Origin of the sequence: Vreelandella nigrificans (assembly GCF_002374315.1) — a bacterium.
GTDB lineage: Bacteria > Pseudomonadota > Gammaproteobacteria > Pseudomonadales > Halomonadaceae > Vreelandella > Vreelandella nigrificans.
This window is the reverse complement of sequence record NZ_NWUX01000018.1, coordinates 39,453-54,390: the sequence shown is the minus strand read 5'-3', so window position 1 is coordinate 54,390 and position 14,938 is coordinate 39,453. Positions and strand designations below refer to the sequence as shown.

General features: G+C 55.0%; 10 protein-coding genes. All 10 read left to right on the top strand.

Annotation, left to right across the window (positions count from 1 at the left end):
- The first annotated feature begins 3 nt into the window (after positions 1–3).
- Complete coding sequence (gene tssM / locus CPA45_RS16765; RefSeq protein ID WP_096653477.1) at positions 4–3,654, top strand: type VI secretion system membrane subunit TssM; 3,651 nt, start codon at positions 4–6, stop codon at positions 3,652–3,654.
- Positions 3,638–4,225, top strand: a complete 588-nt coding sequence (locus tag CPA45_RS16760) for a GNAT family N-acetyltransferase (RefSeq protein WP_096653475.1) — start codon at positions 3,638–3,640, stop codon at positions 4,223–4,225. The genes tssM and CPA45_RS16760 overlap by 17 nt, the downstream gene beginning before the upstream one ends.
- A gap of 30 nt (positions 4,226–4,255) precedes the next feature.
- Positions 4,256–4,543 (top strand): type VI secretion system PAAR protein, encoded by a 288-nt coding sequence (locus CPA45_RS16755; RefSeq protein ID WP_096653473.1) that lies wholly within the window; start codon positions 4,256–4,258, stop codon positions 4,541–4,543.
- 1 nt (position 4,544) lies between these two features.
- Complete coding sequence (locus CPA45_RS16750; RefSeq protein ID WP_096653471.1) at positions 4,545–6,611, top strand: type VI secretion system Vgr family protein; 2,067 nt, start codon at positions 4,545–4,547, stop codon at positions 6,609–6,611.
- A gap of 3 nt (positions 6,612–6,614) precedes the next feature.
- A complete protein-coding gene (locus tag CPA45_RS16745; RefSeq protein WP_096653469.1) occupies positions 6,615–7,508 on the top strand; it encodes a DUF4123 domain-containing protein in 894 nt (297 codons plus the stop codon).
- Entirely contained in the window at positions 7,505–10,954 is a 3,450-nt protein-coding gene (locus tag CPA45_RS16740; RefSeq protein WP_208858537.1) for a toxin VasX, read from the top strand. The genes CPA45_RS16745 and CPA45_RS16740 overlap by 4 nt, the downstream gene beginning before the upstream one ends.
- Before the next feature lie 13 nt (positions 10,955–10,967).
- Entirely contained in the window at positions 10,968–12,296 is a 1,329-nt protein-coding gene (locus tag CPA45_RS16735) for a hypothetical protein (protein ID WP_096653467.1), read from the top strand.
- 206 nt (positions 12,297–12,502) lie between these two features.
- Positions 12,503–12,913: a hypothetical protein gene (locus CPA45_RS16730; protein WP_133066793.1), complete on the top strand. Its 411-nt coding sequence runs from the start codon at positions 12,503–12,505 to the stop codon at positions 12,911–12,913.
- Complete coding sequence (locus CPA45_RS16725; RefSeq protein WP_244287639.1) at positions 12,885–13,619, top strand: hypothetical protein; 735 nt, start codon at positions 12,885–12,887, stop codon at positions 13,617–13,619. The genes CPA45_RS16730 and CPA45_RS16725 overlap by 29 nt, the downstream gene beginning before the upstream one ends.
- A 138-nt stretch (positions 13,620–13,757) precedes the next feature.
- Positions 13,758–14,938, top strand: a 1,181-nt coding sequence (locus CPA45_RS16720; protein ID WP_096653463.1) for a hypothetical protein, incomplete at its 3' end; no start/stop codon positions are given.

The following is a 14,938-nucleotide window of genomic DNA, read 5'->3' as shown; positions in this document are numbered from 1 at the left end:
CTAATGTGGTCAACCTTTAAATCGAAGCTGAGCCGCTGGGTGCCGGGCATGTCGCGGGCACAGACCGCGCAAAACCGGGCCAAGGCTCATGGCAATAAAGCAAAGGGGCTTTTAAGGCTCTCAACGCTGTTTTGGGCGATACTGCTAGTGGCACTGGTGGTCGCGATTTGGTGGCTAGGGCCAAACTGGGAAGTGCGAGGTATGACCCCGCTGGCCCCGTTAACCAACCGCCTCTTGGCAACACTGGCAGTTGTTACCGTCGTTGCTATTGTCTGGGGCGTTCGTATGGCTCGCCGGTTAAGAGAACTGGATGAGCAGCGTCAGTTGGAAGAGGCGCGCCAGCAGGATCCGGTCATCAGCCAGGTGGAGCGCCAGGAAGCCTCCTTGAATACGGTATTAAGCGAACTGGCTGACACGCTAGGTGGCGGTAACAGTGGCCGTTATCGGTTGCCCTGGTATTTGGTGATGGGAGTGGAGAATGCAGGCAAGACCAGCCTGATCAATCGCTCCGGCCAAAACTTTGCACTGACCCATGTAATGAAGGCCTCCGGGCTGAGCAGTAAGCAAGGCCAGTTAGGCTTCGACTGGTGGATTGGTGACAAAGCAGTCTTAATTGATCCCGATGGAGAACTGTTAACGCAAGGCGCCATGGAGGACGGTGAGCCGCAAGCGTTGCAGAGCCGGTTATGGGGCCACTTTGTTGACTGGTTAGAGCGCAATCGCGCCCAGCGTCCACTGGATGGCGTGATATTGGTGCTTGACCTCGCCCGTTTAAGTCATGCCCAGGTAGCGGTGCGTAAAGCTTATGCCGCCCTACTTCGCAGCCGCCTGCGCGAGCTGATGGAGCGACATGGCACTCGGCTACCGGTATACGTGACGTTCAGCAAAATGGATTTGCTGCACGGCTTTGATGACTTCTTCCGACACTACTCGCGTGCTGCCCGTAAAAGCCCCTTGGGCTTTACGTTTACCCCTGCTTCTATCAACACGCCTGGCAAATGGGAGGCTGAATTTGAAGCAGATTATGACGCCATGCTGGCGCGGCTTAACCAGCTTTTACCCACCATGTTGTCAGAGTGCCGTGACCGTGAAGAGCGTGAATCGGTATTTCGGTTCGTGCGCCAATTGGCAGGGCTGCGCGATGTACTGCTTGGCTTTTTAACCGAAGCGCTATCCAGCGATCGTTTTTCAACGGCCGCCATCGTGCGTGGTACTTACTTTACTTCGGTATACCAGCAGGGCGTTCCCGAAGATCCCTTTGTCGACGCTGCTGCCCGCCGTTACGGTATGGAAGAGAGTATTCAGCCTGCCCATCGGGCAACGCGCAGTGCGCTGTACTTTACTGAAGAGCTTTTTGAAAAGGTTATTTACCCTGAAGCAGGGCTCGCTGGCGATAATGCCCGGGTTACCCAGCGACGCAAGCGTGTGCGCACGGTTAGCCTTACTGCCTGCTTAATGATGGGGGTTGGCTTAGTTGGTGGCTGGGCACATTTTTACCAGAAAAACAGTGTTTCACTGACCGCCGTAGAAGAGCGGGCAGAAACGTTCTTAGCCACTCAGCCTGAAGCTTTCCAAAGCGATGACCCGAGCGGTTACGAGCTCTTAGAGCCACTGGACCGGTTGCGCCACGCGCTTTCAACCTTTGATGGTTACCGTACACATACACCGTATTTAGCTGATATGGGGCTGTATCAGGGGCATGTGATTGGTGCACAGGTAGAGCGCGCCTATCTTGCCATGCTAGAGCACCAATTTTTGCCTGCTCTGATGATCGGTATCATGGACGACATGAACCGCGCTGAAGAAGGCAGTAATACAAAGCTAGCGCTGCTACGCGTACTGCGCATGATGTCCGATGCCAGTGGCCGCCAGCCTGAACGGGTAGAGCGTTTTATGGCCCAGCGTTGGCAGGGTTACTTTCCGCAACAAGGTGATGTTCAACAACGCCTGCTGGCGCATCTTGATTACGCATTGACCCATAGTGACCTGGAGCACCGTATTGCTGAGGGAAGTCCGCGCGCCGAACAGGCAATGGCGCCGATCCAGGGCAGTATTGCGGCAGCTCAAGATGAGTTGGCGAGCCAGCCGATCGACGAGCGTGTCTACATCGCGTTAAAAGCCGCGGGTAGTCGCCAGGGGGAATCGTTGGACCTCCGGCGCAGCGTGGGCACACTATTTGATACCGTCTTTATGTCCCGCGATGATGACCCCGAGCATATACGCCTGCCTCACTTGGTGACTCGCCAGGGTTTTGAAAACTACTTCTTGCAGGAACTGGATCGTGCTACTGAGTTAGCGTTGATTGATGCCTGGGTGCTGGGCCAGCGCGATAACATCAATTTTAGCGACGCCGATAAGCAGCAATTACAGACCGCACTCCGCGAACATTATGTGAGTGACTATCAGGTCAGTTGGCGTGATGCACTGCGTAATACGCAGTTGGTACCGCTGCCTGATATCCGCCAGGCGATTGTCGTAGCGGATGCGTTGGTGGGTTCACAGCGACCACTAGATAGGTTGTTAGCCGCCGTGGAGCGTAATACCAGCCTATACCCAGAACTGCCCGAAAATGATGATCAGGCCCGTGAAGCGCTACGCCAGTCCCAGCGCTATCAATTGGCATTAGCGATCGAGCAGCCTTTTACGACGATTAACCAGCTCAGCCAAGCCCGCAATGATAATCCCTCATCGCTTGAAGAGATCAAAGCCGCCGTACAGGCATTGCGTGATTACTTGATGGATATTGAAGAGTCTAGCGATTCAGGACGTGCCGCTTTCGTTAGCGTGCGTGACCGTTTGTCTCTACGAGGAAACGACCCGATCCATAACCTTCAGCGCATCGCTGACAATACGCCTGAGCCGGTTGGTCGTATGTTGCACAGTCTGGCTGACCAGAGTTGGCAGCTAATGATGGTAAGCGCCACTCGCCACCTTGAAAACCAATGGTTAGATGATGTGGTAGCGCCTTACCAAGAGCGCTTAGCGGGACGCTATCCGCTATCGCCTAGCGCCAGCCAGGAAGTAGCGCTCAGCGATTTTGAAGACTTTTTCGCCCCAGGTGGCATTTTGGATGCCTTCTATCAGGACAGCTTAAAGCCCTTTATTGAAGGTGCCCCTGAGTACTTGGTAGATGCTGAAGGCAATTCACTACTGCGTGATAGTTTGCACACGGCCATACAGCAAGCTGCGCAGATCCGTCGTGCTTACTTTAGCCGCGATGGTGCACTGGATGTGGAGTTTGCTCTAGAGCCTATCAGCCTTACTCCCGATAAGCGCCGCAGTGTGATAAGTGTCGATGGTCAGTTGATCGAGTACGCCCACAGCGCTAGCCAGCGTGTCTCAATGATTTGGCCGAACGCCCTGCGCGGCGGTGCTGAAAGCCGTATCACTATGGTGCCAAGTGAAGTGAATCGCTCCCCGCGTAGCGTTGCACAAGATGGTGCCTGGGCATGGTTCCGGTTATTGGAGCAAGCCGATATCACCAGTGTTAGTGAGCGTGAGTTGGAACTGCGATTCAACGTTGATGGCGGCACGATGCGCTATCGCCTGTTTGCCAACGGCGCACCTAACCCCTTCACACGTCCGTTAGCAGCAGGTTTCCAATTACCGTCAGCACTTTACGCGGAGCGAGGTAGCGATGCTGACCAAACTTAAACAACTGTTTTCTCCCGATGCCTCTCGGCCGGTAGGCCGCCATAAGCGCCAGGGTTCAAAACGTTCGCGCCCCTTGGAAGAGGCGCGTAGCGAAGACATTAGCAGCTTTATCGAGGCGGTTTATCGAGCTGATGCCAAGGGGCACTCCCCTTGGATATTGCGAGACGAAAGCGTATTAGCCACCTTGCATCGTGCGCTGGAGCTCACCGTTCAGCGTGGCCTATGGCTACAACGAGCGGGTGGTCAGGTCGAACACTGGCAGGGGCGGCTACTCTCTTTACGCCATGGCGAAGGGCCACCTCTCGGCATGGTGCTCGCCTGCCGGCCAGATGATGAAGCCGCGTGGCAGCTGCGCTTTTTTTATATTAGCCAAGAGTGGAAAGGTAGTGGCCATGGCACACGATTGCTGATGGCTGTACGGCGCAGTTTAAGTGGCGTACCGCTGCAAACACGCCTGCCAATGGCTTGTCACTCAGCCATAGATAGCCTTGAAGCGGCAGGTTTTACCCGCCAATACGTCGATGCTTACGATGTTGCCAGCTATGAAGCACCTGCCAAGTGGGATGAGTGAATAGGCAGAATTGGAAAAGGAGTACCAATAATGGGTAAGAAATTTGTATTAGTGGGTGATATAGGCACCGAGCACGATGGCTTTTACCCCACACCAGTGACCGCAGGTAGCAGTACGGTGTTCATGGATGGTAAGCCAATTGCCCGGGTAGGCGATCCGTTAGCACCGCATGCCAAGCCTAAGCACCCACCTCACCCGCGTGCCATTGCAGAAGGCTCTAGTACCATTTTAATCGATGGTAAACCCGCTGCCCTTACCGGCCATGCGATAGATTGCGGTGGCGTTGTGATTGGTTCCGGCTCAGGGGAGGGGGGCTAAAATGGCGAGCACCGGCCTGCAATTCACCCTGACGCTACCCGGCGTTGATGACATCGCGGTGATGGATTTTACCCACCGCGAAGCGCTCTCCCAGCCCTTTGAGCTGATCGTCAACCTGGCCAGCCGAGACGACACTCTTGATGCCGCTGAACTACTGGATCGTGAAGCGGCCCTGACCATTTGGCAGGATGGCGAACCGCTGCGTCAGGTCCACGGGGTTATCTGTGAGTTTGGCCGCGGTGACCGAGGCCACCGCCGCACCTTCTACTCCCTGGTGCTGCGGCCTGCGCTTTGGCGGCTTTCGCTGCGCCAAAACTCGCGTATTTTTCAAAAGACTGACCCGCTCACCATTATCAACACCCTATGCGATGAGCGGGGCATTACCGATGTCTCGTTTGCCGTCACCCGTGATCTGCCAGAGCGCGATTACTGTGTGCAGTACCGCGAGACCGACCTTGCCTTCATCGAACGCCTAGCCGCCGAAGAGGGGCTGTTTTATTACCATGAATTTGCTGAAACAGGGGAGAGTGGCGGTGGTGAGAGCGACAACGGCGCCCACCGGCTAATCTTCGCCGATGACCCTCAAGTACTCGTTAGCCTTGGCGAACGCCCCTATAACAGTCGTGCTGGTGGGACTGCCCCCACACGCCATGTACGCAAACTTAGCCACCGGGCCAGGGTTGCTACCGCCTCGGCCACGCTGAAAGATTACAGCTTTAAAAACCCCGCTTATGCGCAACTGCACGAACACCAAGGCCGCGATGTAGAAACGCATGGTCAACATACTGACTATGAACACTACGACTACCCTGGCCGCTATAAGCAGGACGCCTCCGGCGAACCCTTTACCCGCATTCGTCTGGAACAGCTGCGCCGGGAAGCGATCACCGCCCAAGCAGAGAGCGACCTGCCTGAGTTTGCCCCCGGCCTGCGCTTTACTCTGACTGACCACGATACCGATAGCCTTAACCGTGACTGGCAGGTCCGCGAGGTTATTCACCACGGTGAGCAGCCCCAGGCGCTGGAAGAAGATGGGATGACCCAAAGTGACGCAAGCGGTATGACGCGTTACCACAACCACGTCACACTGATCCCCGGTGATACCCCCTGGCGTGCCACCCCCAACCCCAAGCCGCGGGTCGATGGCCCCCAAGTGGCCTTTGTGGTTGGCCCCGAAGGGGAAGAGATTCACTGCGACGAGCATGGCCGGGTCAAAGTACAGTTCCCCTGGGACCGCTACGCCGAACCCAACGACACAGCAAGCTGCTGGGTACGTGTCGCCCAAGGTTGGGCGGGTGGCGGTTACGGCAGTATTGCCATTCCCCGTATTGGCCATGAGGTGATTGTTTCATTTTTAGAAGGCGACCCCGACCAGCCATTGATCACTGGGCGCACCTACCACGCGGTAAATACCGCGCCTTACCCGCTGCCGGAGCACAAAACCCGCACGGTAATGCGCACCCAGAGCCACAAGGCCGAAGGTTTCAACGAACTGCGCTTTGAGGACGAAGCCGGCGAAGAGCAGATTTGGCTCCACGCCCAGAAAGACTTGGAACTACTGACCCTTAACGACCGCACCGAAGAGATCCGCAACGACAGCCACCTCAAGGTACACAACGACCGCATCAGCCAAGTCGGCAACGACGACCATCACTCTGTGCACGGTAACCGCCACACCCAGGTAGATGGCGACGACCACCTAGTGATCGACGGCACTCGCCATGAAAAAATTGGCCAAGCGCACTTGTTGGAAGCGGGGCAGGAGGTTCACCACAAAGCAGGCATGAAGGTAGTGATTGAAGCGGGCGCTGAAATCACCTTAAAAGCAGGTGGCAGCTTTCTGAAAATCGACCCCAGCGGCGTCTCCATCGTTGGCCCGCAGGTCAAAATCAACTCCGGCGGCAGCCCCGGCTCAGGCAGTGGGCAAGCAGCTCAGGCACCGCAATTGCCTGTGGAGGTGGAGGCACCTCCTGTGGTTAACAAAATTGAATCACCACGGCAAGAAGCCGCACTCAGGCAGGAGATGGCATTAACTCAGCCTTGTACTCCTCTGGATAGCCAGGAGTAAAGCATGGAAGTACGGCAGGCCGTTTCGCTTCCCTTGCAGGCCGGTAATGGGCAGGAGTGTTATCTGGTACTTGATGGCCTCAAGTTGGAGCCTCTGGAAAAGTGGCTTTATGAGCACGCTGAGACTCCTGTTTACGAACCTATCTATTTGGATACGCCGCTGGAGGGGTGCCGAAGCATTTCGCCTTGTTTGGTAAAGCTCCAAGACAATGACCCCCTCTGGAAAATATTTCTTCAAGAGGGGGCAGAGAGTCAATGGGGCTGGGTTTTCATAAGTTCTGCTCCGTTTGATGAGCTTTTGCAACACCTGCGGTGGCTGCTCTTTGTTGAGCATCCTCAAGAAGGTGAAAAAGTCCTCAGGGTAGGCTCTCCTGACGTGATGAAATGTCTCCTCAGTGTGGAGTGTTCGCCTTCAACGAGTGAGTTGTTAGGCCTGTTTGATGCCGTCTGGCTACCCATCAATGAGCATGGGGTAGTCCGTTGGTATCAAGTCAATAATGAGCACTCAGAACTTGCTCAGCGTAAAGAGAGGTTCCCACTTCAGCAAATGCACCTTGACGCACTCAGCCCAATTGCTTGGCAGCGCTTTGCTCAGGAGTTAGCGAAACATCTTGACACTTTTTTTGCAGATAGCCCTTTGTTGCGGGAGCAGGAAACGAGCATAAACGCTGCGAAGAAGATCATCAGTATCACGCGTGAGTTAGGCTTTACTGGGCGGCGAGCACACTATTACATGGCCAATATTTTGGGAACATATGGTGAAAAGGCGTTGGATGAGCAATCTATGCCTGATATCGCGTTAGAGCTACTGCGGCCAGATCACCGAGCACCAATGGAACGATTAAAAGCCGCTGCTGAAGCTTCTCAGCGGCGACTGAACATGGAGGCACAACTATGAGCCGTTCTATGGAGGAAGCACAGCGCGTCGCGGATAGCCAGCCTGATAACGACCCTGGCCAAGAACAAGGCCAGTGTGCGTTGATGCTACCAGACCTTCAACTAGTTCCAGTACGTTACGCCCTTGCTGAAACAAACGAGGCTGAGCTTGCCTGCCAAGTTCCAGGGTTTTCCCCAGTGTTTGATGGTTCCTATCGTCGGTCAGGCATTCGGCCTATCCGAAGTGGTTGGCTCTATCTGGTACACAGTATATCGCCAGATGAGGTGCAGGTATTCAAGGTGGAACCAGATGGCAGCGGCGATACCATCATTGTAAAGCGAGAAGGCTCGGTGCAAGTGCTCTATAGCCCACTTGAACTAACGCCGTTGCATATTTCCATGTTGCAGCATGAGGCGTTTCGAGAGCAAGCCATGATGCGTGTGAACGTGGGGGCCTACTGCCCAGGCAACGGTACGGCGCACCTGCTCAATCCTGACGATCTAGCGAGTGCTTTAGCTGATGACGTTGGTGAGCATCTACCTACCCCTGATGCTCCGGAGCATCCAGGCGAACACAACGAACTAGATATGGGTAGCTACCCATGGTGTGAGTCTGAAGGAGAGGACAACGAGTGGCAGCTTGCTGCGGCGAGTAGCATTACAGCAGCAATAGAGAGCGAGTATAAGCTAGATAGTGCTTGTTTAATTGTTGAGGATATTACCGGGCGGTTAAAAGACTTAGCTCAAGCTTGGGCGAAAGCTTCCGACCAGCAAGGCAATTGGCACAATAAGTATCAGACCGAGAACTTTGCTGCGCGCACGATTGATGGCCTGATGACCATCGACTTTACCCCTCATGCTGCCAATGCAGGCCAAGGTAATATTCCTGACTGGCTAGGCAATGCTGATAGTGATGACCAAGCGGATCTTCGTGAACTGGCAGACCTGTACGAGCAGCACCGAGAAAGAAAAGAGGAGGTCACCCGAAGCTCCGGCGGCCATCCTGGTGTGACTGGCATCGCCTTGCAACCTATCGAGAACGATATCGATGAGCTCAGTCAGCACATAGCGGGAAATCTAGGCACGGATGCAGACGCAGTTAAATCGTTTGTCGAGCAAAGCGAGCAGGCTCATTTCAATGAAGTTATTGGCGGCAACTACGCGCTGGCACCCAACGGCATTGTGGATGTCATTCGTCAGCAGGACATGGAAAATTTTCTAGCCTACGCCAACGGCCTTGAGGAGAGTTGGCAATCGGCTTATCGAGCGATAGGGCAGGATTTAGCTCGGCTATTACCCGCATGGCACGACTATGCACTGGTACTGGATCGGGAAGTAGACCTGCATATAAAACTGACGTGTAAAATCGAGAAGTACGCTTTCGAAACGCTATTGTTTTGTGGACAAGATAATTTCCTTGCTCAGTATTATATGGGCGATACCCCCAATACGGGGCACTTGCTTCACTTTATTCCTACCGACACTTTTATTGACACTTTCCTATCCGAACTGGATGGCTCACAAAAGGCCTTAACGCAGGCGGCGGCATTGATAACTGCCTCAGGCGCACTAGGCAGTTATCAAACGTGGCGGAGCACTATCGAGCAGCAAGCAGGCCTGCGCTTCCGTAGCATTGAGGGCCTGGCTGATGATGTAGTAGCGGATATTGCTGGGGAAGTCAGTGCTAAAGAGAAGATGTTGGGTGAAGCGGTGATCAAAACGCTGCTTGACGACGCGACGCAGTTGGAGATGCCCCAGCGCTTTGCCAACCTAGCGGGCATGTTGCCGGAAGGGCAGCGGCTAATGTTTCTTGAGCGCCTAGGACTGCCTGAAATGGGCTGGGATATACCCGACCAAACAGTGCTAGGGAAGATACAGCAGGCCATTACCAAGGCACAACGCTCCTCATCACAGCTCCAGCGCTTGGAACAAGAAATGGAGCAATATAAACAAGAACGGGATGCAGAGAAAAAACGCGCTGTTCATCGGGGTACAAGCGAGGCCCATCGCCGCGCAGCTGAACAATACAACGCGAGAAAAATCCGGGATAAAAGTTTAGAAATCAAACAGCAACAGCAATTGCTGGGAGAGGCATTGGGTGAACTGGCAGATCATAGTTTCCCCGGTAATGAAAACGGCAGCCACGCCCTTAAACTAAGTGGATTAAGCCAAGACGCTACCCGCGCAGCGCTGGCTGAGCGAAACGCCTTCAAACAGTTAGCCAACCAGCCCCGTGAAACGATGCGTAGCACGCTAAATACCCTGATTCGTAACGAGCAGAGTGAGGTTTCGGTATCCCGCGCGGTGGGGGTGTTGGTGAACGGTAGTTTGTCAGCCTTAGGTGCTATTACTGCCTGTGTCGCTATGAGCGATCTGGTCAAGAACTGGGGGCAAGAGCATTTTTGGGAGCATTTTGGTAATGCAGGCGCGCAGACAACAGCAACAGCGGCAGCGCTTATGGCGATTAGAGAAATGATCGTCGATACCCGCCATCGCAAGCTTTATGAAGGCCGAGCTTTTCAGCAAGTCGCCCAGGCTGAATTAAAAGCGGCAGCGGGTAGCCCTGCTCAATTGGAAAGCTGGGCACGGGCTGCCAATAGAGCAATGGGAGCTGTTGCTCTTCTGGGTGGTGTTGCCGGTGTTTTTGAGATGGTTAGGCAGGGGCAGAAGCTAGGGCGCGCCGAGACACAGGCGGAGCGTTTGGCAACCCATGTGGCACTTGCGGGGGCCGCAGGTACCGCTTCAGGTGGTCTGGTTCTTGGTTTTTCCAGTAGCAGTCTCGGCAAAATACTGGGTATCCCCGCAGCGCAGTGGCGGTTACTTTTGCTGAAGTTCTCGGGGCCAGTGGGCTGGTTTGTTGCGGCAAGCACGCTGTTACTTGTGCTGGGCGACTTGCTGGCCAGCCGCTTTTCACTAAGCCCGGTGCAGAGTTGGTGCCAGCGCAGCTACTGGGGGCTGCGCAGCAAGCAGTGGAATCTTGAAAAGCACGAGCAGGAACTGGGCAAGCTAAGCGGTAGTGAAGCGAGCATCGAGCGCCAGGGGGTAGCAGCAGCCCATGCTGGCCCTGGGCCTGGCCCCGCCGCTATTGATCTGGCCTTCCGGATGACAATGCCCGGTAGTCAGCCACCTGAAGAAGAAAATCTCTCTTTCGGTTTATGGGCCGGTACTATGGGTGGCCAAGAAGAGCTGACCCGGGATGTGCTGGCTTATGCCTACAAGCAAACAGAAGGCACCAGAACCGTAGTCACCTATCACTTTTCGCCGGAAGCGCTAAGCCAGTACTATTATGTTCGGCTGGTGGTGCGTTCAAGCCTCAACGGCGAATCGACCACCAGCGTTTATGAGTTGCACCACCGCGGCCGTGTGCTGCGGGGGGAGTGGCGCGAGCTAAACGCACTCGAAAATAGTTGGTATAGCAATAGACTCGGTACTTGGCCAAGTATGCCGCTAACGCCCTGGACGTCCTAAACAAGGAAGAGTTATGTTTAACACCCAACCCAAAGAAGCTCTGCCCCCCATGCGCGCGGGCGAGCATGAAAGCCGTGCAGGGGGAGAACAGTACTGCTTTAGCCCTCTGCCGCTACCGACAGGTAGCGAGCATGCGGTGGATGTGGCGCATCTCGATGTGCGTCACGATGCGGTCACCATGGATATTCGCCAGGGGGGGAGCCCGGAAAGCTTGATGACGGCGGGGCATGTATTGAGTGTGGGGGCCATGTTTATGAACGGCTTCGGGCTGTTGCTGTTTTTTATTGCCATTACTAAAAACTCTTTGTACGACATGGTGCTTATAGGATGGGGGGGGGGGCTCTATACTGTTTTTCTGTGGGTGCTTATCACGGGCATTGTTGCGGTTAACTTGGCACTTAAGCGTGTTCCGCCGATTCGTTTAAATCGCCAGCGACGTGAGGCAGCGTTTGTGGTAAATCCTCCCGGCCGCTTTTGGCTGCCTGCGCCTCAAAATCTTTGGTTAATGGCCATCGTAGGCATTGCCGTAATAGCGTCAGGGTTCATGGGGGTAATTGAGATTGGCGAATGGTTACGTGGTGCTCGGGAGGGCTTTCCGCTGGGTTTAACGCTACTGCATATCGGCGCCATGGCCTTTTTCTACGTTTACCCGCCGGTTTATGACGCCATCTGTCGGCTATTCAAACGCGAGCGGCGCACGGTATTGGTGCCCTGGGAAGATGTTGTCGCGATGTGTGGTTTTAATCCCGGCCTCGGGCCAGGGGCGATCACCGGCTTTGGCTGGAATTTCGCGCTGCTACCGCCTGATCCGGAACGCCCAGGCTATACATTGCCGGGTGCGGGCATCATGGTTAGCGTGGGTGGCCTTCCAGGCGCGCTGGCCCAGTGGGAGTATATTCGCCGCTTTATGGAAGAAGGTGCCGATGCCATTACCCCTTCTGCCAAAGAGTGGGGCGTAGAGTGGTACAACGCCTATGTAGCTCGCGAAAAAGCCGAATGCGAACGCACCAACGACATGGCCCGCTGGCGGCGCTTCCGGCGCAAGCGGATATGGGAACATGCCCGCTTCGCCCACTGGTACACCGAATACCGTATGAAGCATATCCTGCCCAAAGCCGTGCCCAGCGACTGGTTAGCCGAGTGGTCGAAGCCCTTACCCGAATCCCAATGGGCCAAGCCTTCGGCGGCGGTTAACGAACTTAGCGAGCATTTACGTGCCGCTTACCAGCGCGGCGAAAAGTTTATTGAAATGGGCGATATCGAAAAGCGTTTTGGCGTGGCAGAGCCTGCCGCTAGCCAACAGGCTTACCCTACGTTTCCGTTTAGAGCGAATGCGCAGTGACTAAATGAGGAGCGGCTTCATAAGCAGGGTTCAATGAACCACAACATACCGCCGAGGCCAAGATTAGAAGTGCTAGTTTTGTGAACTTCACGAACTCCACTGGCAAAACTAATGGAGGCCGGTCTTGCCCATTGAGAAGGTATTTGCAGAAGCCTATCGTTGGCAGGGTATCGAAGCCTAAACATGAAAAGGCGACAAGGACGTTAATGATGAATCAAAAGGCAGCGGACTTGCCCCAGCCTGATAAAAATCAGCCCCATCAGGCCGGGGATACTCAGGCCTTTCCCAGTGGCAAAATTACTTATCTAGCACCTAAGCCCTTGCCCACGGGGCATCAAGCGCTGGATCTAAACGGTACTATTAGCACCCTCAACGAGGCATGGTTGGACGTGGGTGGGGGATATTCCGATGTTTATGGCTGGCAGCTGCTGACCGGCGTAGCGTTTGGCTTGTTTCTATTTTCAGCTCTGTTTGGGCCCAGCCTAGCTTGGTTGATGATGCCTGATGCACCATTTGATTTGATTTTATGGCTAGCCAAGTTTGGTTTTTGGGTAGGCCTCGGTGGGGGGGGGGGCTGGTTTTTTGCTGATGTATTTGGGGCACTGTATTGGCCTTAGCCGTTTGCGGCATACTCCCCCAGTGCGATTTCATCGCCAACGCCGGGAAGTCTGCTTTGTGTTAGAAGGCACCTATAAAACAGTGGTCGTTCCCTGGGAATCGCTGATGGCCTGGGTAGTCGAGGCCCGTGGTGTCACCCAGTACGGCGTTCAGCAGCAGTTCGGCATGGGGTTTGGTTACGCACACCCAGAGACCGGCCAGTGGCTAAAACTTGAATTTATGACCTTTGCGAAGCCCCTGGCCATCAGCCACTGGGAAGCGATCCGTGCGTATATGGAATACGAGGTCAATTCCCTTGCTGAGGTGCAAGACCCCAACGTTATCAGGGGAGAGAATGATCCGGCTTGGGAAGGCGTGCATACCCTGCGCAATGCCCGCCGCCGTATTAATCAGCGCCGCGCTGACGGTGAAATCGGCTGGTTATATTGGAGCTGCTGGTACCTGATTGACATTATTCAGCTCTGGAACTTGCCGGGCTATTTAACCGAAAGGGAAAACAAACGGTTAATAAAAACGCGGCCCAATGTATTGCCTGCCAAAATGACAAGGTGGTCACACCCACTTGATGAAGAGCAGTGGGCCAAGCCGAGCGACGAATTGGTAAGGCTGTGTGAAGAAGTAAGGCGGATTCGTGCAACCGACCCCGCCTTGCCCATCGAGAAGGTATTTTCAGAGGCCTACCGACGGCAGGGAATCGAAGCCTAAACATGAAAAGGCGATAAGGACGTCAATGATGATGGCGTGGCAGTGCCTGCCGCTAGCCAACAGGCTTATCCCACCTTTCCGTTTAGACGAGTTGGCTGAACAGTGATTGATGACGACTAGCGGTGAGCGGGAAACCAGATGTTTAACACTAACCTCAAAGAAGCTCTGCCCCCCATGCGGGCGGGCGAACGGGAAAGCCGCGCCGGGGGTGAGCAGTACTGCTTTAGCCCATTACCGCTCCCCGCAGATAGCGAGCACGCGGCGGATGTGGCCCATATCGATGTGCGCCACGATGCGGCCACCATGGATATTCGCCAGGGAGCTAGCCCGGATAGCATGATGACGGCAGGGCATACGTTAAGCGTGGGTACTAGCATTATTATGGTGTTATTCCTCGTTATATGGGTTGGGGTCGGCGGATTTCCTCCTGACCCTCAGCTAGTAGCTGTATGGGGAGGGGGGCTCTATGCCGGTTTCCTTTTTGTGTTTATTCTAAGCATCGTCTGGCTAAACACTCTACTCAAACGCATACCTCCTATTCGCTTGCACCGCCAGCGCCGTGAAGTGGCCTTTGTGGTGGAGCCCCCCGGTCGTTTTTGGTTTCCAGCCCCACAAAATCTCTGGCTAGTTTCAACCTTCGGAGCTATAGCCATGGGCAGTGGGCTTATTGTGGTGGTTGAATTGGGGGATTGGGTGCGGGGAGCAGAAGACTTGTTTCCGCTAACGGTCTTCATTATCCACACCTCTTCCATGGCCTTTCTCTTTGTATACCCTGTTATTTACGACGCCATCTGTCGATTATTCAAACGCGAACGGCGCACGGTGTTGGTGCCTTGGGAAGATGTCGTCGCGATGTGTGCCTTTAACCCGGGCCTCGGGCCAGGGGCGATCACAGGCTTTGGTTGGACCTTTGCGCTGGTGCCGCCTGATCCAGAGCGCCCTGGCTACACCCTGCCCGGGGCGGGCATCATCGTTAGCGTGGGCGGGCTGCCAGGGGCGCTGTCCCAGTGGGAGTACATTCGCCGCTTTATGGAAGAAGGCGCCGATGCCATCACTCCTGCCGCCCGCGAATGGGGCGTGAAGTGGTACGACGCTTATGTGGCCCGTGAAAAAGCTGAATGCGAACGCACTAACGACATGGCCCGCTGGCGGCGCTTTCGGCGTAAGCGCCTGTGGGAGCATGCCCGTTTTGCCCACTGGTACACCGAATACCGTATGAAGCATATCCTGCCCAAAGCTGTGCCCAGCGACTGGTTAGCCGAGTGGTCGAAGCCCTTACCCGAATCCCAATGGGCCAAGCCTTCGGCGGCGGTTAACGA

Coding starts and splice junctions, on each gene's coding strand:
- CPA45_RS16750 (WP_096653471.1), top strand. CDS start 4,545: ATGGCGAGCACCGGCCTGCAATTCACCCTGACGCTACCCGGCGTTGAT.
- CPA45_RS16740 (WP_208858537.1), top strand. CDS start 7,505: ATGAGCCGTTCTATGGAGGAAGCACAGCGCGTCGCGGATAGCCAGCCT.
- CPA45_RS16760 (WP_096653475.1), top strand. CDS start 3,638: ATGCTGACCAAACTTAAACAACTGTTTTCTCCCGATGCCTCTCGGCCG.
- CPA45_RS16725 (WP_244287639.1), top strand. CDS start 12,885: ATGTATTTGGGGCACTGTATTGGCCTTAGCCGTTTGCGGCATACTCCC.
- CPA45_RS16735 (WP_096653467.1), top strand. CDS start 10,968: ATGTTTAACACCCAACCCAAAGAAGCTCTGCCCCCCATGCGCGCGGGC.
- tssM (WP_096653477.1), top strand. CDS start 4: ATGTGGTCAACCTTTAAATCGAAGCTGAGCCGCTGGGTGCCGGGCATG.
- CPA45_RS16755 (WP_096653473.1), top strand. CDS start 4,256: ATGGGTAAGAAATTTGTATTAGTGGGTGATATAGGCACCGAGCACGAT.
- CPA45_RS16730 (WP_133066793.1), top strand. CDS start 12,503: ATGATGAATCAAAAGGCAGCGGACTTGCCCCAGCCTGATAAAAATCAG.
- CPA45_RS16745 (WP_096653469.1), top strand. CDS start 6,615: ATGGAAGTACGGCAGGCCGTTTCGCTTCCCTTGCAGGCCGGTAATGGG.